This window comes from Afipia sp. Root123D2 (assembly GCF_001425835.1).
In the GTDB taxonomy this organism is placed as follows: domain Bacteria; phylum Pseudomonadota; class Alphaproteobacteria; order Rhizobiales; family Xanthobacteraceae; genus Afipia.
Genome location: NZ_LMDP01000002.1, coordinates 555,423 through 582,362, shown reverse-complemented (window position 1 = coordinate 582,362; position 26,940 = coordinate 555,423). Strand labels below are relative to the sequence as shown.

28 protein-coding genes are annotated in these 26,940 nt (G+C 61.0%); 16 read left to right on the top strand and 12 right to left on the bottom strand.

Annotation, left to right across the window (positions count from 1 at the left end):
* Positions 1-9 precede the first annotated feature (9 nt).
* Positions 10-1,773, top strand: coding sequence for an ABC transporter ATP-binding protein (locus tag ASC80_RS11910; RefSeq protein WP_056297130.1), 1,764 nt, complete (start codon positions 10-12; stop codon positions 1,771-1,773).
* A gap of 89 nt (positions 1,774-1,862) precedes the next feature.
* Here ASC80_RS11910 and ASC80_RS23095 read toward each other — a convergent pair whose 3' ends face one another.
* A complete protein-coding gene (locus tag ASC80_RS23095) occupies positions 1,863-2,252 on the bottom strand; it encodes a BA14K family protein (RefSeq protein ID WP_082512609.1) in 390 nt (129 codons plus the stop codon).
* 63 nt (positions 2,253-2,315) lie between these two features.
* Positions 2,316-2,579: a hypothetical protein gene (locus tag ASC80_RS11905; protein ID WP_056297126.1), complete on the bottom strand. Its 264-nt coding sequence runs from the start codon at positions 2,577-2,579 to the stop codon at positions 2,316-2,318.
* A gap of 2 nt (positions 2,580-2,581) precedes the next feature.
* On the opposite strand from ASC80_RS11905, the gene ASC80_RS11900 reads away from it, so the two are divergent.
* From ASC80_RS11900 to ASC80_RS11885, 4 genes are all read left to right on the top strand, one after another.
* Positions 2,582-4,204 (top strand): ABC-F family ATP-binding cassette domain-containing protein, encoded by a 1,623-nt coding sequence (locus tag ASC80_RS11900; RefSeq protein ID WP_056297124.1) that lies wholly within the window; start codon positions 2,582-2,584, stop codon positions 4,202-4,204.
* 447 nt (positions 4,205-4,651) lie between these two features.
* The gene (locus ASC80_RS11895; protein WP_056297119.1) at positions 4,652-5,425 is read left to right on the top strand and encodes a ferredoxin--NADP reductase; all 774 of its coding nucleotides are present in this window, start codon (positions 4,652-4,654) and stop codon (positions 5,423-5,425) included.
* A 125-nt stretch (positions 5,426-5,550) separates the two neighbouring features.
* Entirely contained in the window at positions 5,551-6,684 is a 1,134-nt protein-coding gene (locus ASC80_RS11890; RefSeq protein WP_056298826.1) for a M20 family metallopeptidase, read from the top strand.
* A 69-nt stretch (positions 6,685-6,753) separates the two neighbouring features.
* Positions 6,754-8,343: a class I adenylate-forming enzyme family protein gene (locus tag ASC80_RS11885; RefSeq protein ID WP_056298825.1), complete on the top strand. Its 1,590-nt coding sequence runs from the start codon at positions 6,754-6,756 to the stop codon at positions 8,341-8,343.
* A gap of 231 nt (positions 8,344-8,574) precedes the next feature.
* Here the strand turns inward: ASC80_RS11885 and ASC80_RS11880 are convergent, their stop codons facing one another.
* Positions 8,575-8,805: a hypothetical protein gene (locus tag ASC80_RS11880; protein WP_056297118.1), complete on the bottom strand. Its 231-nt coding sequence runs from the start codon at positions 8,803-8,805 to the stop codon at positions 8,575-8,577.
* Between the two features lie 211 nt (positions 8,806-9,016).
* On the opposite strand from ASC80_RS11880, the gene ASC80_RS11875 reads away from it, so the two are divergent.
* Entirely contained in the window at positions 9,017-10,591 is a 1,575-nt protein-coding gene (locus ASC80_RS11875) for an adenylate/guanylate cyclase domain-containing protein (RefSeq protein ID WP_056297117.1), read from the top strand.
* 6 nt (positions 10,592-10,597) lie between these two features.
* On the opposite strand, the gene ASC80_RS11870 is transcribed toward ASC80_RS11875, so the two are convergent.
* The gene (locus ASC80_RS11870) at positions 10,598-12,169 is read right to left on the bottom strand and encodes a cation:proton antiporter (RefSeq protein WP_056297114.1); all 1,572 of its coding nucleotides are present in this window, start codon (positions 12,167-12,169) and stop codon (positions 10,598-10,600) included.
* A 142-nt stretch (positions 12,170-12,311) separates the two neighbouring features.
* Here ASC80_RS11870 and ASC80_RS11865 point away from each other — a divergent pair, with 142 nt between their 5' ends.
* A complete protein-coding gene (locus tag ASC80_RS11865) occupies positions 12,312-12,791 on the top strand; it encodes a glutathione peroxidase (RefSeq protein ID WP_056298821.1) in 480 nt (159 codons plus the stop codon).
* A gap of 29 nt (positions 12,792-12,820) precedes the next feature.
* The gene (locus tag ASC80_RS11860) at positions 12,821-13,078 is read left to right on the top strand and encodes a DUF6894 family protein (RefSeq protein WP_056297111.1); all 258 of its coding nucleotides are present in this window, start codon (positions 12,821-12,823) and stop codon (positions 13,076-13,078) included.
* A 3-nt stretch (positions 13,079-13,081) separates the two neighbouring features.
* On the opposite strand, the gene ASC80_RS11855 is transcribed toward ASC80_RS11860, so the two are convergent.
* From ASC80_RS11855 to ASC80_RS11845, 3 genes are all read right to left on the bottom strand, one after another.
* Complete coding sequence (locus ASC80_RS11855; protein ID WP_056297110.1) at positions 13,082-13,324, bottom strand: DUF2188 domain-containing protein; 243 nt, start codon at positions 13,322-13,324, stop codon at positions 13,082-13,084.
* Positions 13,325-13,412: 88 nt separating this feature from the next.
* Positions 13,413-13,628, bottom strand: coding sequence for a hypothetical protein (locus ASC80_RS11850; protein WP_056297107.1), 216 nt, complete (start codon positions 13,626-13,628; stop codon positions 13,413-13,415).
* Between the two features lie 57 nt (positions 13,629-13,685).
* Complete coding sequence (locus ASC80_RS11845) at positions 13,686-14,567, bottom strand: dihydrodipicolinate synthase family protein (RefSeq protein WP_056297104.1); 882 nt, start codon at positions 14,565-14,567, stop codon at positions 13,686-13,688.
* Positions 14,568-14,872: 305 nt separating this feature from the next.
* Between ASC80_RS11845 and ASC80_RS11840 the strand changes: the two genes are divergently transcribed.
* The 4 genes from ASC80_RS11840 (at position 14,873) to ASC80_RS11825 (ending at position 17,558) form a co-directional block, all read left to right on the top strand.
* Positions 14,873-15,232: a hypothetical protein gene (locus ASC80_RS11840; RefSeq protein WP_056298818.1), complete on the top strand. Its 360-nt coding sequence runs from the start codon at positions 14,873-14,875 to the stop codon at positions 15,230-15,232.
* 49 nt (positions 15,233-15,281) lie between these two features.
* Positions 15,282-15,554 carry a GIY-YIG nuclease family protein gene (locus ASC80_RS23720; protein ID WP_056297100.1) on the top strand — a complete coding sequence of 91 codons (273 nt, stop codon included), beginning with the start codon at positions 15,282-15,284 and terminating at the stop codon, positions 15,552-15,554.
* A complete protein-coding gene (gene lhpI / locus ASC80_RS11830) occupies positions 15,551-16,525 on the top strand; it encodes a bifunctional Delta(1)-pyrroline-2-carboxylate/Delta(1)-piperideine-2-carboxylate reductase (RefSeq protein WP_056297097.1) in 975 nt (324 codons plus the stop codon). The genes ASC80_RS23720 and lhpI overlap by 4 nt, the downstream gene beginning before the upstream one ends.
* A gap of 100 nt (positions 16,526-16,625) precedes the next feature.
* Positions 16,626-17,558 (top strand): SMP-30/gluconolactonase/LRE family protein, encoded by a 933-nt coding sequence (locus tag ASC80_RS11825; RefSeq protein ID WP_056297094.1) that lies wholly within the window; start codon positions 16,626-16,628, stop codon positions 17,556-17,558.
* A gap of 59 nt (positions 17,559-17,617) precedes the next feature.
* On the opposite strand, the gene ASC80_RS11820 is transcribed toward ASC80_RS11825, so the two are convergent.
* The 3 genes from ASC80_RS11820 to ASC80_RS11810 all read right to left on the bottom strand — a co-directional run bounded on the left by ASC80_RS11820 (position 17,618) and on the right by ASC80_RS11810 (position 20,332).
* Positions 17,618-19,012, bottom strand: a complete 1,395-nt coding sequence (locus tag ASC80_RS11820) for an alpha/beta fold hydrolase (protein ID WP_244487255.1) — start codon at positions 19,010-19,012, stop codon at positions 17,618-17,620.
* Between the two features lie 102 nt (positions 19,013-19,114).
* On the bottom strand, positions 19,115-19,957 hold the full coding sequence (locus ASC80_RS11815) for an AAA family ATPase (protein ID WP_056298817.1): 843 nt from the start codon (positions 19,955-19,957) through the stop codon (positions 19,115-19,117).
* Positions 19,958-20,077: 120 nt separating this feature from the next.
* Complete coding sequence (locus ASC80_RS11810; RefSeq protein ID WP_056297088.1) at positions 20,078-20,332, bottom strand: GlsB/YeaQ/YmgE family stress response membrane protein; 255 nt, start codon at positions 20,330-20,332, stop codon at positions 20,078-20,080.
* 291 nt (positions 20,333-20,623) lie between these two features.
* On the opposite strand from ASC80_RS11810, the gene ASC80_RS11805 reads away from it, so the two are divergent.
* The 3 genes from ASC80_RS11805 to sseA all read left to right on the top strand — a co-directional run bounded on the left by ASC80_RS11805 (position 20,624) and on the right by sseA (position 23,228).
* Positions 20,624-21,799: a vWA domain-containing protein gene (locus ASC80_RS11805; protein WP_056297085.1), complete on the top strand. Its 1,176-nt coding sequence runs from the start codon at positions 20,624-20,626 to the stop codon at positions 21,797-21,799.
* A 26-nt stretch (positions 21,800-21,825) separates the two neighbouring features.
* Entirely contained in the window at positions 21,826-22,239 is a 414-nt protein-coding gene (locus ASC80_RS11800) for a rhodanese-like domain-containing protein (protein ID WP_056297081.1), read from the top strand.
* 134 nt (positions 22,240-22,373) lie between these two features.
* Positions 22,374-23,228 (top strand): 3-mercaptopyruvate sulfurtransferase, encoded by an 855-nt coding sequence (gene sseA, locus ASC80_RS11795; RefSeq protein ID WP_056297079.1) that lies wholly within the window; start codon positions 22,374-22,376, stop codon positions 23,226-23,228.
* Positions 23,229-23,237: 9 nt separating this feature from the next.
* Here the strand turns inward: sseA and ASC80_RS23715 are convergent, their stop codons facing one another.
* Complete coding sequence (locus ASC80_RS23715; RefSeq protein ID WP_056297076.1) at positions 23,238-24,284, bottom strand: hypothetical protein; 1,047 nt, start codon at positions 24,282-24,284, stop codon at positions 23,238-23,240.
* 352 nt (positions 24,285-24,636) lie between these two features.
* Here ASC80_RS23715 and ASC80_RS11785 point away from each other — a divergent pair, with 352 nt between their 5' ends.
* Positions 24,637-25,821 (top strand): L,D-transpeptidase family protein, encoded by a 1,185-nt coding sequence (locus ASC80_RS11785; protein WP_056298814.1) that lies wholly within the window; start codon positions 24,637-24,639, stop codon positions 25,819-25,821.
* Between the two features lie 65 nt (positions 25,822-25,886).
* Here ASC80_RS11785 and ASC80_RS11780 read toward each other — a convergent pair whose 3' ends face one another.
* Positions 25,887-26,843: a D-2-hydroxyacid dehydrogenase family protein gene (locus tag ASC80_RS11780; protein WP_056298812.1), complete on the bottom strand. Its 957-nt coding sequence runs from the start codon at positions 26,841-26,843 to the stop codon at positions 25,887-25,889.
* Between the last annotated feature and the right edge of the window lie 97 nt (positions 26,844-26,940).

Sequence of the window (26,940 nt, the reverse complement as noted above, 5' to 3'; positions counted from 1 at the left end):
GGTTTTTTCATGAACGACCTGAGTGATTTCGCGCAACGCCCCGTGGCTTTCCTGATCCGCTATCTACTCAATCGGAAAGTGTCTCATGCTTTCATTCTCGGCGCAGTTGTCGCCGCGGTGGCCTGCTCGGTCAGCACGCAGTACGGCGTGAAGCTTCTGGTCGATGCGCTTTCGGCCGGACCAAGCAACGGAACTCCCTGGGCCGCATTCGTTTTTCTGGTCACGCTGATTGCCGCCGACAACCTGTTGTGGCGCTTGGCAAGCTGGACTGCCAGTTACACGTTCGTCCATGTCACGGGCGATCTCAGGCGCGACCTGTTCCGTCACATTACCCAGCATTCCCATAGCTATTTTTCCGACCGGCTTCCCGGCGTTCTCACCAGTCGCGTGACGGCAACCTCCAATGCGGTTTTCACCATCGAAAACATGTTCTTCTGGAACGTGTTGCCGCCGTGCCTTGCAACCTTTGCTGCGATCGCATTTCTGGTCACGGTCAACTGGATGATGGCCGCGAGCCTGATGGCGGTTGCGGGAATCGTTGTTGTTGTGATGTTCAGGTTTGCTGCGATGGGGCGGCCACTGCATCATGATTTCGCGGAGAAGGCCGCGCATGTCGATGGCGAGATGGTCGACGTCGTCAGCAATATGGCGCTGGTGAAGGCGTTCTGCGGGATGATGCGCGAGCACTTCCGCTTCGATCAGACCGTCGACCGCGAACTGAACGCCAGGCGCCGGAGCCTGCAGTATCTGGAGAAATTGCGGCTCGGGCACGCGTTGATCACGGTCATCCTGACGCTTGCGATGCTCGCGTGGGCGATCAGCTTGTGGCAGCAAGGCGCCATCAGTACCGGCGATGTGGTTCTCGTCTGCACATTGGGAATATCGGTTCTGAGCGCAACGCGCGATCTCGCCGTGGCGCTGGTCGATGTCGTCCAGCACATGGCGCGTTTGTCGGAATCGTTGTCGACGCTGCTGGTGCCGCACCAGTTGCGCGACGATCCCCACGCCATTCCTTTGGTCCACAAGGGTGCCAGGGTTTCTTTCGAGGACGTGCAGTTCACCTATCCCGACGGGCGGCAGGTGTTTGGGGGGTTGAATCTCGACATCCGAGCCGGCGAGCGCGTCGGGCTGATTGGTCCTTCCGGTGGGGGCAAGTCAACGCTCGTGACCTTGCTCCAGCGTTTCTACGATGTGGACGGCGGACGGATCCTGATCGACGGGCAGGATATCTCCCTGGTGACGCAGCACAGTCTGCGCGAGGCGATTGCCACCGTTCCGCAGGATACCGCGTTGTTCAATCGTTCGCTGCTCGAGAACCTCCGTTACGGCTGCCCCGAGGCGACGGATGAGGAGGTCGCGCGCGCGGCCTTCGATGCGCGATGCAGTTCGTTCATCGCCGACCTGCCGGATGGTCTAGATACGGTGGTGGGCGACCGCGGCTTCAAACTGTCCGGTGGACAGCGTCAGCGAATTTCGATTGCGAGAGCGTTCCTGAAAGATGCGCCGATCCTGCTGCTCGACGAGGCGACGTCGGCTCTCGACAACGAAGCCGAGGAAGAAATCCGCGATACGCTGACCCGGCTGATGCAGGGGCGTACTGTCATCGCCATTGCGCATCGTCTCTCGACGTTGCGGAATTTCGACCGGATTCTCGTCATGAGCGACGGTCGGCTGATCGAGGACGGTTCACCGGAAATCCTGCTCAAGCGCAAGGGTGCCTACCGCCAGATGATGGATCGCGAGGTGCGCCGTCTGGGAACGCATGCGGCGTAACGGTGCTCACATGCGTGGATTTGCGCAGAGATGGGAACGCTGCGCAAATCCAGTCTGTTCATGAGTGTTTGTCTATGCGATCGCTCGCCTCACGGGCAAGGATGACGGTCTCCGTCATATCCAAGATAGGTCCCTGAGGCTGGATCGTATGATTTGAATCGTTGCATACAGTAGGCGACGCTGTCGTTTGCCCGGGCATTGCTGTTGGCAATTGCGCTACCGATCATGGCACCCGCTACGAATCCTCCAATGCCGGGTCCCCAGCCGTAGTGCGGATGCCGATGCCAACGGTGGCGATGATGCCAGCCATGATGGCGCCAATGATGCCCACGCCAACGGGCTTCAACAATATTGGAGTTCTTTGAAGTTTTGGCGATAGTACCGGCCGAAGACACCGGCGACAGCGGAGCCGCACTCGCTATCGACGTTGATATCGCAAACAACGCAACGCTCAGTCCGGCGAAAAGGTTTTTTCTCATATCGTACATCCTCCTGTTTGATGCGTCTGAAAACAACCTTCCGTCGTGCCGAGGGTTCAAACCTTACAGATGTTTAAGAAGTGCTTCCCCGCTTCGTGATCCGAATACCGTTAAGGTTTGAGTCGCGTATTTCTTGATGATGCTGGCGTCGCATTCGCGGCCCGCATTTCCGGAGATCGTCCGCAACAGGCTGTGGCCGCCGACGTCGTTGGGCTCGATTTGATGCCGATTGTCGCGATTGCCCGGATTGGCCGAGGTCGAACGCCCTTCCGCTGGCGCGCTATATGGCATAAGCACGGCCGCAAATTCTTCCTCTGGCGCGTGCATCCATGATTCGTCTCGACAATATCAGTAAGCAGAACGGCCACCAGATCCTGTTCATCGAAGCGTCGACGGCGCTTCAAAAGGGCGAAAAAATCGGGCTTGTCGGCCCCAACGGGTCCGGCAAAACGACGCTTTTCCGCATGATCACCGGCCAGGAACTTCCCGACGAGGGACAGGTGTCGCTCGATCGGGGCGTGACCATTGGTTACTTCAGCCAGGACGTCGGCGAGATGTCGGGCCGCAGTGCGGTGTCCGAAGTGATGGATGGCGCTGGTCCCGTCAGCGCTGTCGCGACCGAGCTCAAGGAGCTCGAAGCCGCCATGGGCGACCCGGACCGGGCCGATGACATGGACGAGATCATCACACGCTACGGCGAAGTGCAGGCGCGGTTCGAGGAGCTGGACGGCTATGCGCTGGAAGGCCGGGCGCGCGAGGTTCTTGCCGGCCTGAGTTTCAGTCAGGAGATGATGGACGGCGACGTCGGAAAGCTGTCGGGCGGCTGGAAGATGCGGGTCGCGCTGGCCCGGATTCTTCTCATGCGTCCCGACATCATGCTGCTTGACGAGCCGAGCAACCATCTCGATCTCGAGAGCCTGATCTGGCTGGAGGCATTCCTGAAAGGTTTCGAAGGCGCGCTGCTCATGACCTCGCATGACCGCGAGTTCATGAATCGCATCATCAACAAGGTCGTCGAGATCGACGGCGGCACGTTGACGACCTATTCGGGGGATTACGAGTTCTACGAGCAGCAGCGGGCGCTGAGCGAAAAACAGCAGCAGGCTCAGTTCGAACGTCAGCAGGCGATGCTGGCCAAGGAAATCAAGTTCATCGAGCGGTTCAAGGCGCGCGCATCACACGCTGCACAGGTCCAGAGCCGGGTGAAGAAGCTGGACAAGATCGAGCGTGTCGAGCCGCCGAGACGTCGTGAAACGATCGCGTTCGATTTTCTGCCGGCGCCGCGCTCCGGTGAGGATGTCGTGAGTCTCAAGGGCGTCCGGAAAGATTACGGCAGCCGTCGCATTTACGATGGCCTGGATTTTCAGGTTCGCCGCAAGGAGCGCTGGTGCGTGATGGGCGTGAACGGCGCCGGAAAATCGACGCTGTTGAAACTGATCGCGGGGTCGTCCGATCCCGACGACGGCACGGTGGCGTTGGGAAGCAGCGTAAAGATGGGTTACTTCGCACAGCATGCGATGGACCTGCTGGACGGCGAGCGCACGGTGTTCGAGGAACTGGAATATTCGTTTCCGCAGGCCGGGCAGGGTTCGCTTCGCGCCCTGGCCGGCTGCTTCGGATTCTCCGGCGACGATGTCGAGAAGAGATGCCGGGTGCTGTCAGGCGGCGAGAAGGCGCGGCTGGTGATGGCGAAGATGCTTTTCGATCCGCCGAATTTCCTGGTGCTGGACGAGCCCACCAACCACCTCGACATGGCGACCAAGGAAATGCTGATCACCGCGCTCTCGCAGTTCGAAGGCACCATGCTGTTCGTCTCGCATGATCGCCACTTTCTGGCTGCGCTGTCCAATCGCGTGCTGGAACTGACGCCTGAGGGGATTCACCAGTATGGCGGTGGCTATACGGAGTACGTCGCCCGCACCGGTCATGAGGCGCCTGGTCTGCGAAGCTGAGCAGGTCGCGTCACGGGCTGTCGCGCCATTATCTGCACATCATTAATCCGTATCGGATGCTCCAAGGGTCCGAATTGCGGGTAACATCAATGCAGTAACGGATATTTACAGGCCTTCGGGCCTCACTATATGAAATACGAACCCCAGAACGCATGCGGCTCCGAGCGACCGAGTAATTTATTGCCCGGCTGCTCATGATTAAGAAATGTTCTTTCGATTATGGGCTCGCATGGAGAGGTGGCTGCAAACGGCCAAAGCGTCTTTAAACCTTGTAATTTTTAGGGTATTTGCCTGCCGTTCCGGCCGTTTAAAATGTGAGACATCAGCCCACCACCGGCATCCCGTCAAAGATTAGCGAAGCGTCATGCATTCGCCGGAGCTCCTTTTGAGCCATGGCGGGCGAGCAGTGGTTGTTATTGTCGGGCCGCCGACAGGAGAGTGAATACAATGAGCGCTTTTCACAGGGAAAAGGTTCTTTCCGTCCGGCACTGGACCGACTCCCTTTTCAGCTTCACGGCGACGCGGAATGCCGGCTTTCGTTTCCAGAACGGTCAGTTCGCCATGATCGGCCTCGAGGTTGAGGGCCGGCCGCTGGTGCGGGCCTACAGCATGGCTAGCGCCAATCATGAAGAGGCGCTCGAATTCTTCAGCATCAAGGTGCCGGACGGCCCGCTTACCTCGCGCCTTCAGAAGATCAAGGAAGGCGATACCATTCTGGTCGGGCAGAAGCCGACCGGCACGCTGATCACCGGCAATCTCATTCCGGGCAAGCGGCTGCTGCTGCTCTCGACCGGTACCGGGCTCGCGCCGTTCGCCAGCCTGATCAAGGATCCGGAGGTCTATGAGAATTTTGAGACGATCATCCTCGCTCATGGCTGCCGCCAGACGTCCGAGCTCGCTTACGGCGAGACGCTGGTCGCCAGCTTGCTGGAGGACGAACTCTTCGGACCCATGGTCAAGGACAAGCTGATCTACTATCCGACCGTGACGCGCGAGCCGTTCCGCAATCGTGGCCGTATCACCGATCTGATCGCATCGGCACAATTGTTCGATGATGTCGGGCTGCCGCCGCTGAATATCGAAACCGACCGCATCATGCTGTGCGGCAGCCCGGGAATGCTCGAAGAGCTCCACGATATGTTCGAGGAACGCGGTTTCATTGAAGGCAGCCACAGCGAACCAGGCCATTTCGTGATCGAGAAGGCGTTCGTCGAGCGCTGAGCCTGATCGGCCGCAACCCGTTAATCTCCCGCGAGACCCATCCGGCGCGCGTTCATTCGCTGACACGCGCGCCTATGGCTGATAGAACGTCACCTGAACCCATGCTGGTCACAGGTCAATTCATCATGCCGATCGATCCTATCGCTCTCTCCCGCGAACTTATTGCCTTCAACACCATCAATCCGCCCGGTAACGAGCTGAGCTGCATTGTGCATCTCGAGAAAATTCTCGCCGCTGCAGGATTCGAGACGTCGGTGCGCAGTTTCGCGCCGGATCGGGCGAACCTGATCGCGACCGTCGGCGGGGCAGGAGACAAGCCGCCGCTTTGCTTCACGGGGCATGTCGACACAGTGCCGCTCGGCAGTGCGCCATGGAGCGTCGATCCATTCGCCGGCGAGATCATCGACGGCAAGATGTACGGCCGCGGCTCGACCGACATGAAGTGCGGCGTCGCGGCGTTTGTCGCGGCGACCTGCAACAATATCGCGCAGTTGAAACAGGCCGGCGGTGTGGTGCTTGTCATCACAGCGGGAGAGGAAATCGGCTGCGAAGGCGCCTTTCATCTGGCGCGCAGCGGTGAACTCGGGCGTGCCGGTGCGATCATCGTGGCCGAGCCGACCTCCAACGCCGCGCTGGTGGGGCACAAAGGCGCATTGTGGCTGCGAGCCACTCTGACAGGCGTCACCGCCCACGGCTCGATGCCGCATCTTGGCGTCAGCGCGGCTTACAAGGCGGCAAAAGCGCTGACCATCCTTGAGAAATTCCAGTTCAATATCGCGCCGCATCCTTATCTCGGATCGCCGACGCTCAATGTCGGCACCGTCCACGCCGGCCTCAACTTTAATTCCGTGCCAGACCGCGCCGAGATCGGCATCGATATTCGCAGTATTCCCGGTCTCGACCATGCGCGGATTCAGGAGCATCTCAGGGCGGAGTTGGGCGACGACGTGGCGCTGGAGCCGACGGTGGATGTCGGCGCGATCTGGACCGAACCATCCTTGCCGTGGATCGGCGAGGTTTACGATGTCGTTCGTGGCGTCACCGGAGAAGATCAGGGTCCCGAGCCAAGGACCGCGCCGTATTTCACCGACGCCTCGGCGTTGACGCCGGCTCTTGGCAATCCCCCGACGATCATTCTTGGGCCCGGTGAGGCTGCCAAGGCGCACCAGACCGACGAGTATTGTTCGGTTCAGCGCATTCATGAGGCGGCGGACATCTATGCGAAGCTCGCTCTGCGATGGTGCGGTGCGGAGAGTTGATGCGCTCTTGTGACAGGCAGGACCGGGGACTACACTTGGTCAAAACAAGCAGGAAATGCCTGACACGTGATCGACTGGTCAAACTATCCCATTCCCGACATGCGGCTTGAGGCCCATTTCGGCGATCGTATTATCCCAGCATTCTGCGATCGCCCCGCCAATCTCTGGCAAATGGTGGCCGAGGCCGCGGCGAAGAATCCCGGTGGCGAAGCTCTGGTTGCCGGCACGCGGCGCATGACCTGGGCAGAGGTTGCCGAACAATCGGCACGTGTTGCGGCGGGCCTTGAAAAACTGGGGCTGAAAGCCGGCGATCGCATCGCGATGTTGCTCGGCAACAGGATCGAGTTCGTTCTGACGATGTTCGGGGCTGCGCGCCTCGGTCTCGTCACCGTCGTACTGAGCACACGGCAGCAGAAGCCGGAGATTGCCTATGTTCTCGCGGATTCCGGCGCAAAGCTGATCGTTTATGAGACCGAACTTACCGAGCGGGTACCCGATGCCGCGGCCGTGCCTGACCTGATTCATCTGATCCCTATGACGGCGACAAGCGGTCTGCAATTCAGCGACCTGACGGAGCACGCATGCGAGGATGCTCCGGCCGACGTGTCTGAAGAGGACACGTGCCTGATCCTCTACACGTCGGGGACAACCGGCCGCCCCAAAGGCGCGATGCTGGCGCACTTCAACATCGTCCATTCGTCGATCGTTTATGAAGCCTGCATGGGCCTGACGTCGGCGGATCGTTCGATCGCAGCCGTCCCGCTGGCGCATGTCACGGGCGTGATCGCGAATATCACGACAATGGCGCGCTGCGCCGGCGCCCTGATTATCGTGCCTGAGTTCAAGGCTGCGGATTTCCTGCAAGTTGTCGCGCGTGAGCGGGCGACGCAGACGGTCATGGTCCCCGCGATGTACAATCTCTGCCTCTTGCAGGCGGATATCGAAGCCTGCGATCTGTCGGCGTGGCGGATCGGCGGCTATGGCGGCGCGCCGATGCCGACAGCGACGATCGAAAGGCTGGCGCAGAAAGTGCCTGGACTGAAACTCGTCAATGCCTATGGCGCGACCGAAACAACCTCACCATCCACCATCATGCCGCCGGAACTGACAGCCGCGAACCTCGACAGCGTCGGGCTGCCGTGCCCCGGCGCGCAGATTATCGTGGTGGACGATCAGGGCCGCGAACTGCCGCGTGGCACCGTCGGTGAAATCTGGATTCACGGGGGCTCGATCATCAAGGGCTACTGGAATAACGCGAAGGCGACAGCGGAAAGTTTCACCGGCGGCTTCTGGCACTCGGGCGATCTGGGCTCGATCGACGCGCAGGGTTTTGTCCGTGTGTTCGACCGCCAGAAGGACATGATCAACCGCGGTGGTCACAAGATTTATTCTGCCGAGGTCGAATCCGTTCTGGCTGCTCATCCCGACGTGGTGGAAAGCGCGATCATCGCGAGACCCTGTCCGGTGCTCGGCGAACGCGTGCACGCCGTGGTGGTGACGCGCAATCCCGAACTCGAATCGCATGTCTTGCGCAAGCTCTGCGCGACGCAACTCTCCGACTACAAGGTGCCGGAGACGGTCGAGTTGACGAATGAGCCGTTGCCACGGAACGCCAATGGCAAGGTGATGAAAAAGCTGTTGCGCGAACGGCTGCAATGATTGCGCCGCGTGCCCTTCACAAGGCTGCTGGTGGCTCCTATATTCGTATCGTCAACAACAATGAAAGGAGGTGGTCCAGTGTCTCATTCGTCGCGCTGTCACCTCGCTGGGATCGCCGGTAAGACCGTCTAAGTCCTGCCACGGCGGTCTCACCGCCTGTGCCAGCGAGAAATAGGGAAGGGCGTGCCGCGACATCTGCGGTGCGCCCTTTCTTTTTGACAATTGAAAACGTCAATGCTTCTGGTGGTGCGGCTTCCGGGGTCGCGCTTTCGGTTTCCGATGCGCCGCATGGTCTGTGATGATGGCGGGTTGCTTCGGTGCAGCCAGGGCCTTGCGGGATTCGATCAGCCGCGCGTCATAGCCGGGTGAAACCGTCGCGGTCGGTGGCCGGGCGTGGGCAGGCACCACGAGGGTCGACCCCAGGATTGAAGCTGCGACGGCCAGACTCAGGCGAACAACCATGGCGCTTCTCCTGTCACAGAAGGTGCATTGCGAACTGACCCAAGCTAGCACGACAGACAGGCGTTGTTTCGCGATCCAGACCTGTCACCGGGTGTCGCCCATCCGATGATATATCGTTTGTGACGCTGGACGGCGGAGCCGATTCGTTGCTTCATGCCGTCGTCTCATTGCATTGCGAAACAATCGAATTTTCCCAATAAGGATCATCGTCATGGTGAGCGCCAGTTCAGGGCAATCCAAATCCAGCGGTGTGCTTCTCGGGCTCATGATCGCAGCGCTGCTTGTCTTGTTGCCGGTCGCGGTCTGGCTCGACCTCACCAACCTTGCCGACGCCTCGCTGCGACGTCAGGCCAGCGATCTGAATTCGGTCATCACCAGTGTTCGCGGCTACTATGGCGCCAACGTGGTCAAGCGGATTCTCGATCACCCGGGATCCACCCAGGTGGTGCACAATTACGAGGACATTCCGGGAGCGATTCCAATTCCGGCGACCCTGTCTCTGGAGCTCGGAAAAGTCATCAGCGAGCAGCAGGCGAACATCACCTATCGTTTCGTCTCGGATTTTCCGTTCAAGGGCAGGGCGGCCCACAACCTCGATGACTTCGAGAAAAAGTCGCTGGAGAGTCTCCGGAAAAACCCGGAGCAGAAAATCGTCGATGCAACATGGTCGCCGTTCCGCGACACCGTTCGGCTGGTTGCTCCGATCATGATGGGGGCGGCGTGCGTCAGCTGTCACAACGTCCATCCGGATAGCCCTAAGCGGGACTGGAAAGTGGGCGATGTTCGCGGAATTCAGGAAGTCAGCATCACCCAGCCGATCGCCGCGAACCTGTTCTCGTTCAAATACCTGCTGATGTATTTCGCGCTCGCGGCAGTGAGCGGCGTGTCGTTCCTCGGAATGCAATACCGGCAAGGCAAGGTGATTCAGGGCATCAATGCCGAGCTGGAATCAGCCAATGATTTCCTCGCCTCACTGTCGATGAAAATCTCACGTTACATTTCGCCGCAAATCTACAAGAGCATTTTCAGCGGCCAGAAGGATGTGACCATTCAGACCGAGCGCAAGAAGCTCACGATTTTCTTCTCCGATATCCAGAATTTCACTGCGACCACCGAGCGTCTGCAGCCTGAGCTGATTACCCAATTGCTGAATGAGTATTTCACTGAGATGTCGGCGATCGCGCTGGCTCACGGCGGAACCATCGACAAGTTCATAGGCGATGCGATGCTCATCTTCTTCGGCGATCCGGAAACGAGGGGCGACGCGGCTGACGCCAAGGCGTGTCTGGAGATGGCATGGGCCATGCAGCACCGTCTTGCGGAACTCAATGCGGTGTGGCGCAAGGCTGGAATCGAGCAGCCGTTCCGTGCCCGGATCGGAATCAATTCCGGTTATTGCAATGTCGGGAATTTCGGCAGCGCCGACCGCATGGATTATACGATCATCGGCGCTGAAGCGAACCTCGCGGCGCGTCTTCAGTCGATCGCCGAGCCCGGCAAGATCGTCATCAGCTATGAAACCTATGCGCTGGTACGCGATGAGATCGTCGCGCATGAGTTACCGCCGATCACCATGAAGGGCATCAGCCGCGAAGTGGTTCCTTACACGGTGGATCGATTGGTCGGAGCGGGAAGTGACGACGATGATATTCTGATCGAGCGCATGCCGGGGCTCGATCTTTATCTCAATCCCGCGGTGATCGATACAAAGGATGCGGAACGTATCCGCACGGTTTTGGGTGAGGCGATGGCCGCGCTGGACAAGCGGCAGCCGAATTCCGCATAAGTTGTGTCACCGGCCGTCCGGGGATCCGGCGCTCAATTCGGCCCAGTCGAATTCCTCTTCGAGCCGGTGGAACGCATCGTCCCCGATCTCGCCGGATGCGCGCAGTGCATTGAGCGCGGCGCGCGCAGCCGCGATGGCCCGCCGCCGCAACGGATCGGCAGGCAGCTCGCGCGGCGTTTCGCCATCCGGAGAGTCGCCGGCCGCCGCCAGCAAAGCCGTATATTCGAGCCGCAGCACTTCCGCGGTTTCGGACGGGTCGCCGTCGATCTCGGCAAGCGCCGCGCGATAGGCAGCAGTGCGAGCGCGGCCGACCTCGCGCCCGACAGGGTCGGCTGCATCGAATTTCATACGGGAGATCAAGGGGCGCAGGGTCAGGCCCTGGATCAGCAGCGAGCCGAGCACGACGCTGAACGCCGTGAGCAAGATCAGATCGCGAAACGGGAAGACGGCGCCGCCGGCAGAGCCGTCCGGCAATGCGAACGCCGCCGCCAGTGTCACGATTCCGCGCATCCCGCACCAGGAAACCACGATACCGCCCTGCACTGTCGGCGGCGAAAGGTCTCGGCGACGGACGCCCCCGCGTTTGGCGACGGCGTAGCGCAGCGCGGCGTTGTAGCTCATCACCCAGATAATTCTCGTCAGGATGACCGTCAGCAGAACCGCGCCGGCGACGAGGCTGTAGTGCAGTCGCATCGGGTCGGCGAGGCGCTCCCAGATCGGGCGCATCTGCATGCCGATCAGCACGAACGCGACCACATTGAGCAGAAACACCATGGTGTCCCAGACCGCATAGGACGGCACCCGCATCCGGGCTGAGGTTTGCGCCGGTACGGTGCGCGCAAGGGTGATGGCATAGACAACGATGGTGAGAATTCCGGAAAGGCCAAGCCGCTCAGCGGCGATCCACACTGTGAATGTTCCGGCGAATTGCAGGATGATGGCGCTTGGTGCGTCCGTGACGTGCTTCGTCACCATCATCGACAGCCGTGCGAAAGCGTAGCCGGCGATCAGGCTTCCGGCCAGCGCCAGCGCAATGTAGGGCGCAAAGTCGCGGGCGTGGACCTGATCCAGCACGACCGCGCCCACGGCGGCGCGATAGATCAAAAGCGCGCTGACGTCGTTGAGGAGACTCTCGCCTTCCAGAATCTTGAGAAGGCGGTGGGGCAGGTTGACCTGGCGCAGGATCGCGGTCGCTGCCGCGGCGTCAGGCGGCGCGACGATCGCTCCCAGCGCAATCGCCGCGCCCCAGGGCATCGCGGGCACCAGCCAGTGCGCGACGGTCGCGACGGCGGCGGTGGTCAGAACCACGGCGACGAAAACCAGCGTCGACACGGAAAGCCAATTGTCGCGCAGGTCGCGCAACGAGGTGTCGAAAGCAGCATCGAGCAGGACCGGGGCGACGAACAGCGCCAGCGCGAGATCGGGCTCCAGTGTCCATGACGGGCCGCCGGGGACGAAAGCCAGAGCCGCGCCGCCAAGCGCCAGAAACACCGGGTAGGGTACGGATAGCCGCCGGGCCAGCGCCGACAGGGCGACCGATCCCAGCAGCAGTCCGATGATCCATTCGAAATCGTGCAAGGGTTTTCGCTCCAATGAACCGGCCTGTCGCCTTTATCACGGCAGAGGCCCGCTTTGGAATCCGGCGCTGACTGCTTATGTTGCCCTCTCAAGTGTCCGCGAACGTTCGGCGGGCCGCATATTCCTTCAGGATATCCGCTTCATGAGCCGTGTTTACGATTTTTCCGCAAGAATGCTGGATGGCAGTGACATCTCGCTGTCTGCGTTCGAAGGGCAGGTTCTGTTGATCGTCAACACTGCCAGCGCCTGCGGCTTCACGCCTCAATATCGCGGTCTGGAGGCACTTTATCGCGCACATCAGGCGCGGGGGTTTTCGGTCCTCGGCTTTCCGTGCAATCAGTTTGGCAGGCAGGAGCCCGGAAGCGAAGCGCAGATCGCGGAGTTCTGCTCGCGCGAGTATGCGGTGACGTTTCCGATGTTCGCCAAGATCGAGGTTAACGGCGACAATGCTCACCCCCTCTACCGGCATCTCACACGTGAGCGGCCGGGATTGATGGGCCTGGAAAACATCAAGTGGAATTTCACCAAATTTCTGGTCAATCGCGACGGCGCGGTCGTCACCCGTTATGCGCCGACGACAAAGCCGGAATCCCTGATCACGGAAATCGTTTCGTTGTTGTGACCGGCTTGTAACGCAGAAGTTGAGGATCCATGCCGCGCTATTTTTTCAACACCCGCATTGGCGCCGAACTGATCCGTGACGCGGAGGGGATCGACTTACGCGATCCGGATCACGCCTGGCAGGTCGCCCGCGCCACGATACGCGACTTGTTGCAGGAAAGTGGTCAGAACAAATCGCTGATCACCGCAAGTCTGGAAGTGACCGACGCAGCAGGAGAGATTGTACTGGAATTTCCCTTCAGCGAAGCCCTGCTCGATCCCTCGGACGATCCGCCGACGTCGCATTGAGAATCAGTCGTCCGCAACCTCGGTCGATGGCCGGTCGTTTCCCCGCACCGTCTCTTCGTGCCATCGGCCTGTTTGATCCTCGAACTGGATCACAGCCGACGGCCCGGGCACGCGCTGCTCGGCTGCGGCCTTGGTTGCTGCGGCGTGAGCGGCCTCATGAGTAGGGAAGGGTTCCGAAAACACGCCATTGACCTTGTAGGCCCAGCCGCCGTCGTGCTCGACGACTTCGTATATGACTTTTGTCATCCGATCGTTTCCTTGTAGCAGGACGGTAGCGCTCTCTTCATGTAAGGACGCGGCGCACGTTTCCAACCAGGACGAACCAGAACCAAGTTCAGTATTTCTCTTGTTCCAGGGTCAGTGGTTTCCAGTGTGTCGGCGGCTCGGGACCAATCACACGGTTTTCGATGTTGGGAATCCGGGTGTTGGCCGACCAGGACCGCGTGCCTCTATGCCAGAAGCCTTCGACATCGGTCGGCCAGTCGGCGCAATGCAGAAGGACGAACGTTCCGTCCTTAGGCGCGGTTGCGATATCCTGCCACTCGCTCATCGGTCGCTCCCGTTCAGGATTGTCCATGGGCTCAGGTGGCGACGGAGCGGAAAGCCGTCAACCGGCTCCGATCTCGTTCAGCACCCCTTCGACGATTTTTTGTTCGTCCGCGGATAGCGCCGATTGCGGCGCAATCGGGTCGCCGACGGCATAGCCCTGGATGTCGAGCCCGGCCTTGATGCAGGCAGCCAGATTGAAGCGGGCGAACACCTCGTTGATGCGCCATAGCTTGCGCTGCAATTTCATCGCCTCGTCCCAGCGGCCAGCCTTGCAATGGTCGTAAAGCGCGACGCTTTCGCGCGGCACGATGCAGGCCGGTCCCGCCATCCAGCCGACGCCGCCGATCATCATCACCGCCGCCGGAATATGTGCCGACGCGGAAAACACCTGCAGGTCGTCGCCGCAGCGATTGATGATCGACAACAGCCGTCCGGTATTGCTGGAGGCGTCCTTGATGTAGCGGATGCGCGGATGAGTGGCGAGGCGGGCGATCACGTCGAGGGTCAGGTCCGACCGCTGAAACTGCGGGTTGGTGTAGATCACGACCGGAATATCGACGGCATCGGCGATCGCGCGGAAATAGGCCTCGACCTGTGCGTCCCTGATCGGAAAATAAGCCTCGAGAATCGCGAGAATGCCGTCGGCTCCGGCCTCCTGACAGGCGCGTGCCTGCGCCACCGCATCGGCGGTCGAGGTCGAGGCGACGCCTGCGATCACCGGCACCCGGCGCGCGGTGGCTTCGATGGTGGCCTTCACCACGGTCATGCGCTGTTCTCGCCCGAGATAAGCAAATTCACCAGTCGAGCCGAGCGGCGTGAGGCCGTGGACGCCGGATTTGATCAGATCGTCGCAGAGACGCCCAAGAACATCGGTGCGGATTTTCCCGTCGGCCGCGGTCGGGGAGACGAGGTAGGGAAAAACACCGTGGAGGTCGGACATCGAGGGGGAGATTCCTTGAGGCTGGGAAAGACGAATGAGGACGAATAAGGGAGATTAACGTTTGAAGCACGGTTCGGCCAACTGCGCATCCCCAGCGATTGTGATTTTAGACATGCGGCTAATGTACTGACGCTAGATGTTGAGGTGAACAAAGTCGGTCATGATACGAGTCGCTGATTCGGGCGCGTTTCGTTCCGGCAGCGTTCCAGGCGTTAAAAAATTTCGCAGTGTCTGCGTTGATGCGTTGCATAATGGGACATGTCGCAAGCATCGCCAACCGGAAATGGCGAATGATCGGAGAAGCAATGACCGCAATCACGTTCAGATTCATCGCATCCGCGCTCTTTCTGGTGCTGGCATCTCATGGTGTGCGGGCACAGGACGTGCAGGGAATCGAAATCTGCACCGCCGAGAAGACGATGGAGCGCCGGACGAGCTGCCTGCAGAGCAACGTCAATTTCCTCAAGGCTACCATCACTAAGGCGGCACTTGAGAATCAGCAGAAGATCGATGCCGCGAACCGCCAGATCGAGGCGCTCAAGACCACGGTCGCCGGGCTGCAGAAGACAGTGGAGCAATTGCAGGCGGCGAAGGTTCAGCCGGCCAAGGATACCCCTTCCAAGGATCAGCCGAAGGACAACGCGAAGGGCGCGCCCGCGAAATGATCGGCAGCCTCAACTTGCTCCTAGGCTCCGGCCGTGCGCGAGCGGCGGCATGACTTCGTTCGTCTACGTGCTGGGGTGCGTTCACAAGGGCCGGCACCTAACCTATGTGGGCTGGACCAGCGATGTCGACCGCCGGCTGGCCCAGCACAATGCCGGCACCGGGGCGCGCTCGACGCGGGGGCGAGAATGGATTCTGCTCCATTCGGAATCGTTTGAAACACGCAACGAGGCGATGAGCCGCGAGTGGCATCTGAAGCGCGACCGCGCATTCCGAAAGCGCCTCGCGGTAGAGGCCGCCCTGACGGAGGATACAAGCCGATGACGGCAACAGATGCGCCGATCATGATCGACGCCGCGCGTACCCGCGCCAGTCTGCCGTTCGATCGCCTCATCCCGGCGTTGCGGGAAGCTTATGCCTCGGGAGCCGACGTTCCGCTAAGACACCACCACTTCATCCCGCAGCCGGATGGCACCACCGCGACCATTCTCATTATGCCGGCGTGGCGCCGTGAGCTTCTCGGGATCAAGATAGTCACGATCTTTCCCGAGAACGGAAAGCGGAATCTGCCGGGACTGTTCTCCAGCTATTTGCTCTGCGACGGATCGACCGGGCAGCATTTGGCGCTGATCGACGGCAACGAGATCACATCGCGCCGCACCGTCGGTATTGCTGCACTCGGCGCGTCCTTTCTCGCTCGCGAAAATGCGTCGAAGCTGTTGATCGCCGGTTCAGGGCGTATCGCAAGTCTCGCTGCCGACGCTTTTCGCTCGGTGCGCCCGATCAGCAAGGTTGCGGTCTGGAACATCAACCGTCCGGGCGCCGAGCGGCTGGTCGCGCAGCTCCGCGCGGATAGCTTTGACGCGTATGTCGCGCCCGATCTTGAGAAGGCTGTCGGCGATGCCGATATCGTGAGCTGTGCGACGCTCGCGACAGAGCCGATCATCAAGGGTACGTGGTTAAAGCCCGGCACACATCTCGATCTGATCGGCAGCTTCACGCCGTTCATGCGCGAGGCCGACGACGAGGTGTTTCGCCGTGCCCGCATTTACGTCGACACAATGGATGCGTTGAAGGAATCTGGCGAGTTACTCGATCCGATTCGCGACGGGGTGATTGTGCCTGGGGACATTCAGGGCACGCTGGCAGGCCTGTGCCGTGGCGAACACAAGGGACGCGGCGCTGCTTCAGAGATCACCGTGTTCAAGGCCGTCGGCAACGCACTGTCCGACATCGCGTCGGCGTCGCTGGTGTATCAGGATTTCACCGATCCTTCGCGTTCAGCAAAGAGTTGATCTGCATTGCAGCGCTAGCCACCGCACAAGGCAGACGATAGTCTTCGCTCCGATCTGAAGAAAATGGCCGTCGGGCCGCAACAAAATCGGGGAGATCTCCATGTCCAACGTTCGCGTCATCGCATCCGATCTGCAGTTTCCGGAGGGGCCGGTCGTGATGCCCGATGGCTCTGTGGTGTTGGCGGAAATCCGCCGCCAGACATTGACCCGCGTCTACCCCGATGGCCGCAAGGAAATCGTTGCCAAGATTCCGGGCGGGCCGAACGGTGCCGCGCTGGGGCCGGACGGCAAGATGTACATCTGTAACAACGGCGGTTTCGGCTGGGCGCCTGGGCCCGGCGGCGCGATCATGCCGGGTGCACCATCGGCTTCGGAATATATCGGTGGATCGTTGCAGCGCGTCGATCTGCAAACCGGCAAGATCGAGACGCTGTTCGAGAAGTGCGGCGATAATCCGCTGAAAGGGCCGAACGATCTGGTGTTCGATAAGCTCGGCGGACTCTGGTTCACCGATCTCGGCAAACGCCGTGCGCGCGATCTCGATGTCGGAGCATTCTACTATATGAAACCCGGCGGAAGTGAACTGGTCGAGGCGATGCATGGCATGCTGCCGGCCAACGGCATCGGTCTGTCGCCGGATGAAAAGACCGTCTATGTCGCAGAAACGCCGACGGCGCGATTGTGGGCTTACGACATTGGATCGCCGGGCGAGATCAAGCCGGGTCCGGTGATCTACCGCGGTGAGCGCGGCCGGCCGATTGCGGGGCTTGGCGGCTATCAGATGTTCGATTCGCTTGGCGTTGAAGCCTCAGGCAACGTCTGTGTTGCCACGCTGGTGAGCGGCTGCATCTCGGTGATCGCGCCGGACGGCAAGCTGGTGGAGCAGATCCCGACCGGCGACAACGTTACGACCAACATCGCCTTCGGCGGACCCGATCTGAAAACCGCCTACATCACGCTATCCGGGAAGGGCCAGTTGGTCGCGATGGATTGGCCGCGCGGCGGCCTGCCGCTGAATTTCCTGAACAAGTAACAACAGCTATCGAGAGCGCGATGTTCGCAACCAAGCGAGCATCGCGGTCTCGCGCACAATCATGGCGGCGCGCAGCCGAGGAAACTACGGATTTCCTCGAGAAGAATCGGTACGGCAGCATCTTGTTCGAGCAGGATGTGGTTCTTGCCCGGCAGTGTCACGAACCGGGCATCGGGAATCGCGGCAGCAAATTCGCGGCTTGATGCAATCGGAACACGGCGATCGCCGCGGACGTGCATCACGAGTGTCGGTGCCTTCACCTGTGGAAGAAGGTGACGCACGTCAAATTCGGCGACCGCCTCCAGGTATCTGACGGCGCATTCCGCCGAGGCGCTGATGCGCTGGGCTTCATTGAAAGCGTCGGCCTGTTCTTTCGTCGCTTCCGGCATCATCGACGCAGTGAAGAGCTGTCGAAAGGTTGGCTCGTTCGCGCCCCAGCCGAGTTTCATCAACGTCTTCATGGCGTCGAATTGCTCGCGCGCCGCGGCCGTCACGTTGGGGCTCTTGTATATGCCCGCGGCGAACCCTCCATACAGAACCAGATGGGAAACTCGTTCGGGATAACGCACGGCAAAAGCAATCGCCACCGCACAGCCCTGCGATAGCCCAAGAATCGGAAACCGATCGAGGCCGGCGGCATCCGCCACGCTTTTCAGATCGCTGACCCAGGATTCCAGCGAGATATTTCCGACATCCCAGTCCGACAGGCCGTTACCGCGTGCGTCGAAGCGGACAAGTGAGAAACTCGACGCCAGGTTCAGCAGGAAATGACGAAAGATCGGCAGTTCCCAGTCGTATTCCAGATGTCCCAGCCAATGGGCCGTTCGCATGAGTGGCGGGCCATTACCAACTTTCGCGAAAGCGAGCCGGACGCCGTCGGCGGCCTTGCAATAGCGGATATCCTGCTTGAGGTTTGCATTGGTCAGAACCCGCGTCGCCTTGGATGTGGGGCCGTCGAGATTGATCGCAAAGACTTCGATCGGCCGGGCGATATTCTTGAGGTTCTGGCGGCCGAGTTCGCGGAACTGAAGTTTGAGCTTGCCTTCGATCTGGTCGAGCACCTGTCGCGAAATGCAGATGCCGCCGCGCGCCGCGATGCTTTCGAGGCGGGCTGCGATGTTGACGCCGTCGCCGAAGATATCGCCGTCGTCCTCGATAATGTCGCCGATATTGATCCCGATGCGGAATTCGATGCGCGTTTCCGCCGGGACGCCGGCATTTCGCTCGATCATTTCGCGTTGGATTTCGACAGCGCACCGGACTGCGTCGACCGCACTCGCGAACTCGGCGAGGAGACCGTCGCCGGTGGTCTTAATGATGTGCCCGCGATGCTTCCTGATACGTTTGTCGATCAGATCGTGGCGGTGGCCTTTCAGGCTGGCATAGGTGCCTTCCTCGTCAGCGCCCATCAGCCGGCTGTAACCGGCGACGTCAGCGGCGAGAATAGCAGTCAAACGCCTGCCTGCCTGCTTTCGCGTCATGACCCACCTCGATCGCAAGGCCGGCAGTCTAGGCGTCTGTGGCCGCCATGGCCAGTCGCGCCGGCCGTGCTGTTCTCACACCTCGCGGCGGCTGAGAAAGGCTAGGCGCTCGAACAGATGCACGTCCTGCTCGTTCTTGAGCAGCGCGCCGTGCAGCGGCGGGATCAGCTTACGCGGGTCACGCTCGCGCAGCGCTTCCGGAGTCATTTCCTCGTTGAGCAGAAGCTTGAGCCAATCCAGCAGTTCGGATGTCGAAGGCTTCTTCTTCAGGCCCGGCACCTCGCGTACCTCGAAGAAAATCTTCATCGCTTCCTGGACCAGCCGCTTCTTGATGTCCGGGAAGTGCACATCGACGATGGCTTCCATCGTGTCGGCGTCAGGAAACTTGATGTAATGGAAGAAGCAGCGGCGCAGGAATGCGTCCGGCAGTTCCTTCTCGTTGTTCGATGTGATCATGATGATCGGGCGCTGCTTCGCCTTGATGGTCTCGCCAGTCTCGTAGACGTGGAATTCCATCCGGTCGAGTTCGAGCAGCAGATCGTTGGGAAATTCGATATCGGCCTTGTCGATTTCGTCGATCAGCAGCACCGGGCGCTTCTCGATAGTGAAGGCCTCCCACAGCTTGCCGCGCTTGATGTAGTTGCTGATGTCGGACACGCGCGCGTCGCCGAGCTGGCTGTCACGCAGGCGCGACACCGCGTCGTATTCATAGAGGCCCTGCTGGGCCTTGGTGGTGGACTTGATGTGCCAGGTCAGCAGCGGAGCACCGAGCGATTTGGCGACCTCTTCCGCCAGCACGGTCTTGCCGGTGCCGGGCTCGCCCTTCACGAGCAGCGGGCGTTCGAGCACGATCGCGGCGTTGACCGCGACCTTCAGATCGTCCGTGGCGACATAGTCCTTGGTACCGGTAAACCTCATCGAAACTCCGCCTTGTGATGTCCTGTCGAGGTAAATGTCGCCAATCATATTAAACGAGAACGGAACGCAAACAAGAAACGACCGCCGTTGCGGCGGTCGTTTCAAACACGATTTTGGCTGTCAGCCGCGGCGGATCAGCGAGATGATGACCAGCACGATGACGCCGCCGATCGCCGAGTTGATGATCGCGGCAACGATACCTACGCCAAGGCCGATGCCGAGCTGCGGCAGCAGCCAGCCTGCGACCACGGCGCCGATGATGCCGATGACGATATTACCGAGCAGGCCGAACCCGCCGCCCTTCACGATCAGGCCGGCAAGCCAGCCCGCGATTGCACCGACGATAAGCCAGACAATGATTGAATCAATTCCCATGGCGATCCCCCTGATTGAATGACGGGCCTCCCGGATGAGACGCCTCGTTCATTCAAAGCTGTACCGTTCCAAGCCGCGAACCGACCGGCACAAGTTGCCCGGACATTCCGCAAGGCCGCAGTTTAATTGAAATGGCAGGGGGGTCCAGACCGCGGTTGCGGCCTTTTGGCACCGCAAGCCTGCATTGCGTTTCCGGGGGCGCGCCGGCGGAGCCTTGACGGAGGGGTGTGCTTGGGCACACTTCACGGGAACGCTGCCGAAAGGCCAGCCTTATCAATTCGGGATATCGACATGTTCCTGCAATTTTTCACCGCGCTCCGGGACGCGCAGGTTCCGGTTACGTTGCGCGAGTACCTGACTCTGATGGAGGCGCTTGACGCCGATCTCGCTGATCAGTCGGTGGAGCATTTCTATTACCTGTCCCGCGCCTCGCTGGTGAAGGATGAGCGCAACCTCGACAAGTTCGATCGCGTGTTCGGCGCGACCTTCAAGGGCCTCGAGAATCTGCTCGATGCAATGGAGAAAGCAGACATTCCCGCGGAGTGGCTGAAGAAGCTCGCGGAGAAATATCTTACCGATGAGGAGAAGAAGCAGATCGAGGCGATGGGCTGGGACAAGCTCATGGAGACCCTGCGCGAGCGCCTGAAAGAACAGAAGAAGCGTCACCAGGGCGGCAACAAGTGGATCGGCACTGCCGGCACTTCGCCGTTTGGCGCACATGGCTACAATCCCGAAGGCGTGCGCATCGGTCAGGAGAAGAACCGCAATTTCAGTGCGGTGAAGGTCTGGGATCGCAGGGAGTTCAAGGATCTCGACGGCAACGTCGAACTCGGTATCCGCAACATCAAGGTAGCGCTGCGACGTCTGCGCAAGTTCGCGCGCACCGGCGCGCCGGATGAACTCGATCTCGACACCACGATCAAGGAAACCGCCAACCACGGTTATCTCGACGTTCACATGCGCCCTGAGCGGCGCAACGCGGTGAAGGTTCTGATCTTCTTCGACATCGGCGGGTCGATGGATGGGCACATCGCGCAGGTCGAGGAATTGTTCTCGGCCGCCAAGACCGAGTTCAAGCACATGGAGTATTTCTACTTCCACAATTGCCTCTATGAAGGCGTGTGGAAGAACAACAGGCGGCGCTTCACCGACCGCACGCCGACCTGGGATATTCTCCACAAGTACCCGCACGACTACAAAGTTGTATTCGTCGGCGACGCCTCGATGTCGCCGTACGAAATCGTCGTTCCCGGCGGCTCGGTCGAGCATGTCAATGAGGAGCCGGGCTCGGCATGGCTCGAGCGCGTGACGCGAACCTATCCGCACGCAGTCTGGCTCAATCCGGTGGCGCGCAAGCACTGGGATTATTCGGAATCCACGACGATTATCCGCAGGCTGTTCTCCGAGCGCATGTTCCCGCTGACGCTCGAAGGTCTGGAGAACGCCATGAAAGAGCTGACGCGATAGTCAAGGCCCCCACAGAAGAGGAATCCATGCCCCAGACGATTCACCGCGGCATCAAGGCGATGCTTGACGAAGCCAATGCCGAAATCGAAACGATGACCGCAGCCGAGGCGATCGCGGCCGCCAAAAACGATGATGTCGTGATCGTGGATATTCGCGACCCGCGCGAGATCGAGCGCGACGGCCGCATTCCCGATGCGTTTTCCTGCACGCGCGGCATGCTGGAATTCTGGATCGACCCGCAGAGCCCTTACGCCAAGCCGGTATTCCAACAGGACAAGAAGTTCGTCTTCCATTGTGCCGGCGGTCTGCGATCGGCGCTGGCGGCGAAAACCGCGAAGGATATGGGCCTGAAACCGGTCGCTCATCTGAGCGGCGGTTTCGCGGCGTGGCGCGATGCGGGCGGTCCGGTTGAGAAATTTGAGCTGAAGAAAAAGAGTTGAAGCCAGTTCGCGTCGTCCTTCGAGGCTCGCTGAAAAGGCTCGCCCCTCAGGATGACGCCAAACCAAAGCCGTCACCCTGAGACGCCGTAGCGAAGCGAAGGCCAAGGGCGATGGCCTGTAATACAGGACAACCGATGACCAACCCCGATCCTCTCGTCTCGACCGAATGGCTGGCGGCCCATCTGAACGAGCCGTCGGTGAAGATCCTCGACGCCTCGTTCAAGATGCCCGGCGTCACGCCGCTGCCGAAGGACGATTTCCTCGCCGCGCATATTCCCGGCGCTGCGTTCTTCGATGTCGAAGCGGTGTCGGATCATGCCAATCCGCTGCCGCATATGTTTCCGAGCGCTGAGCAGTTCGGCCGCGATGTCGGCGCGCTTGGCATCGGCAATGGCGACACCGTCGTTCTGTATGATGCCGGCGGCTGGGTCGCCGCGCCGCGCGCATGGTGGATGTTCCTGTCGTTCGGGCACGCGGATGTGCGCGTGCTCGACGGCGGCCTGAAGAAATGGACCGCCGAAGGCCGTCCGGTTGAGAAGGGTGAGGCTTCGCCAAAGCCGGCATCCTTCGAGGCGTCATTCGATCCGGCGTTTGTTCGCAGCCAGCAACAGTTGGCCGATAACCTGACCGGCAAGGTCGAACAGGTGATCGATGCGAGGCCGCGCCAGCGGTTCGAAGGCACGGTGGCGGAGCCGCGCGCCGGCCTGCGCGGCGGGCACATCCCCGGCAGTCGCAGCGTCCCTTATGCAAGCCTGTTCGACGCCGCGACCGGCGTCATGAAGCCGCTGCCGGAATTGAAAGCGGCGTTCGATCAGGCCGGGGTCGATCTCGAACGCCCGGTGGTCACCAGTTGCGGCTCGGGCGTGTCGGCGGCGGTGCTGACGCTCGCGCTCTATCGGCTCGGGGTGCGCGGCTCCGCGCTCTATGACGGCTCGTGGTCCGAGTGGGGACTGCAGGACGGACCGCCGGTTGCGACCGGGCCGGCTTGAGCGAACCGCTTATTGACTGACTGGCGTGGGTTGCTGCGCGCCGCCGCCAAACAGGAATGTGAACAGGTCGGGCTGCGGTTGCGGACGGACGACCTCGTGGCGCGCCTGGCGCACGCGCGGTACGCCATGGTGCCGATGCTTGATGGCGGTCGAGCGCCGTTTGTTGGCTCTCGCTTTCTGCTGTGGCCGGGATGTGGCTTTGGGTACAGTCGCGGCAGGTTCTTTTTCAAGCTTCGCCGTTTTGTCCTTTGCGGGATTGCCCTGCGCAGGAGGGGATCCGACACGTGGTGCTTCGGGGATCGCGCCAGGCCGATCAGGTGCTGACGGCAGGATTTCGCAACCAGTCGCAGAGACGGCCACAAGCCGGGTGGGCGATGGATCGGGTGCAGGAGCCTGAGCGCTCGCGGTGAGCGACTTCGCCTCGGCCGGCGGGGGGCTTGCAACGACGGGAGTTGTGGCAGGGGTTTGTGCGAGGGCTTCGGCGGCTGGTGCGACTTCGGCAACCGGCACGGACGCCGACGGTGCTGGCACGGTTTCGGCGACAGGTTGCACCGCCTCGGGTGTTGGCGCGATTTCAGCCGCCGCCGGGGCCGGGGGAGCCTCGGCCATCAACGGAGCCGGTACGATCTCCGACGGCGAAACGTCGTTTGGCGTGGCTGCGGCCGTGCCTGACGCCGATGAAAGATTTGCTGCCACGGATGGAGTTTCGTCTTGCGGAGAAGGTTGTGCCGCCGCCGCAGGAGCTTCCACGGCCGCAGGCGTTTCCACGATCTGTGCCGGCGCATCCGCTGGACTGGCACTCTCGGTACTCGCGGCGGATGGCAGCTCTTCGGTACTCGCAGCAGGAATTTCGACGCGCAACATTGCAAGTGCCGGTGTCGCGGCTTCCGGTTGCCGTGCGCGTACCGGCAGCGGCGGTTGGATCGTTCTCAGCGACGGCGCTACGGCGAACTCCTCGTGGGTCGCGCGTAGCAATGCTGCGGCACCAAGTCCGAAGACAAGGATCGAAGCCGCCAGGACAATCGTCGCCAGAAAGAACCGAAAACCCGGAAGCATGTGTTCCTGTCCTGCCTTCGCAACGGACTGCGACTGGTCAAGCGAGCTGCAACGAAACGATTGATCCTGTTGGGAACGCGGAACGCTTACACAGAGGCATACACACTTGGCCGCGCCGACGGATCGAATCAGGCGCGCGGGTGCCATCGTACGGTCGGAACTCCGCCCAAAAAAGGCTGCCTGTGGACCGTTACGGATGCTCCAGATGCAACAGCCCTCAGAAAAGCCGAGACCCCGCGAAAAAGTCAGCGTTTCTGGGGCGGTTTTCCCGTAAATGTCTTGAATGTGCCGCGATCTTGGGCGATCTGGCGTTAACTGTACGGTGTCGGGTTCGGGCTATATTTGGGGTATGATGAACAAGCATGTTTTGACGAGCTTCGCGGTTTTTGCGGTGACTGCGGCTGGAATGCCGTTGGCCTCCGCACAGAACTATCCCGCTCCTCCCGGATATGATCGTTCGATTCAGGCGGCTCCCACCGGTTATTCGGATCGCGGTGAGTCGAACTTTGATCTGATCGAAGACGACAACGCCCCCGGCCAGCCTGGTTCCGCATCGCTGTCGCCTCCTGGCTACCAGCAAGGCGGCTCCCAGCCGGGCTATCAGGTAAACTCTCAGCAGCCCGCCTATCAGCGCCAGAGCGTTCCCCAGGGTCCGGTGATGTCGCCGGACGATCCGCGTTACGGTGCCCCGGCGAATCCGCCGGCGGTGATCTATTCGGAGCGTGGCAATCCGGCTCAGATGCAGCCGGGTCATGATTCCGGATACGGCAACGATGCCATTCGTCCGCCGGGCACGGTCGATAACGGCCAGACCGGTGCAGTTCCGCCGCAGGGCGGCGCGGCTCCGATCGGCAGTGACGGCCGGCCGACCTCACTGTCGGCTTTGCCGCCGGACGATCAGCCGGAAACCGGCCCTGCGCCGCAGTTGCCGGAGCGCCTGCGCCGTCAGGAAGTCAATTACGTCACGAAAGAACCAGCCGGGACGATCGTCGTCGATACGGCGAACACCCAGCTTTACTACATCCTCGGCCATAACCGTGCGATCCGCTACGGCGTCCGCGTCGGCCGTGACGGCTTCACCTGGACCGGCGTCCAGAAGATCACCCGTAAGGCCGAGTGGCCGGATTGGCATCCGCCGGCAGAGATGATCGAGCGTCAGCCCTATCTGCCGCGCTTCATGGCGGGCGGTGACGGCAATCCGCTCGGCGCACGCGCGCTGTATCTCGGCTCGACGGTCTATCGCATCCACGGCACCAACCAGCCGTCGACCATCGGCAAGTTCGTCTCGTCGGGCTGTATCGGCATGCTGAACGAGGACGTCACGGACTTGTTCGAACGTGCCAAGGTTGGCACCCGCGTGGTTGTCCTTCCGGGCAAGCCGCCTGAGCCGGTGAGCGCCTCGGCGCAGCCTGCGCAAAGTTCGGCTCCGGCGACGAGCGGCACGGCTTACAATCAGCAGTCCAGCGTCGCGATGGGCGTGCCCAATCAGGGGCCGGCGGAAGTTCCTCCGCTTCCGGCGCCAGTCACAATCCGCTGACGGCAGTTTTAGAAGTAAAGGAAACGGGTCTGACTCACTGAGTCAGGCCCGTTTTCGTTGAGCGCTCAGGCGATGCGCCGCACCGGCTCGCCGGCGAGCCAGGCTTTGATATCCTCGACCATCCCGCCGTAGTACTCGCGGTAGTTTTCCTCGGTGACGTAACCGAGGTGCGGCGTGAGGACGACGTTGTCGAGCTTGCGCAGCGGATGGCCGACCGGCAATGGCTCCTGCGAAAACGTATCGAGCCCAGCGCCTGCGATGGCACGCCGCTGCAAGGCGTCGAGCAGGGCGTCCTCGTCGACGATGGGTCCGCGCGCGGTGTTGATGAGATAGCTGGTCGGTTTCATGCGGGCGAGGTCGTCGCGACCGATCAGTCCGCGGGTCCGCTTGCTGAGGATCACGTGGATCGTGACGATGTCGGCCTTCGCGAACAGTTCTTCCTTGGTGGCATACCCGACTCCGGCAGCAGCGCAGGCCTCCGGCGTGAGATTCTGGCTCCATGCGATGACGTTCATGCCGAGCGCCTTGGCGATGGTTGCGACCTTGGTGCCGAGTTTGCCGAGACCGACGATGCCGAGCGTACGTCCCTCGATGTCCTCGCCGAGCGTCGTTTGCCATAGCTCGCCCGCTTTCATGCGGGCGTTCTCAAAGCCGATCTTGCGGGTCAGTTCCAGCATCAGGCCGATGGTGAGGCCAGCGGTCGGGTTGCCCGTCGTTCCGGTGCCGCAGACCACGATCCCGCGCTCTTTCGCGGTTTCCAGATCGAACGAGGCGTTGCGCATGCCCGATGTGATCAGGAGCTTGAGACTGGGAAGCGCCGTCAATACGTCGCGCCCGAATGGCGTGCGTTCGCGCATGGCGCAGACGATCTCGAAATCCTTCAGGGCCGCGATCGCCTCGGCCTGTGAGCTGAACGGCTTGTCGAAAACCGTAATGTCGATTTGCTTCTTGAGCGAAGCCCAGTCAGCCAGTTTCAGTGCGACGTTTTGATAGTCGTCTAGAATTGCACAGCGTCGCGGCATCACGTCCTCGTATTGATTGTTCTTGTTCGATGGACGCATGCTGACGCGCGATGGTTGTTCGCGCAAGCATACTTGAGACGCAAAACCTCTCCCCATG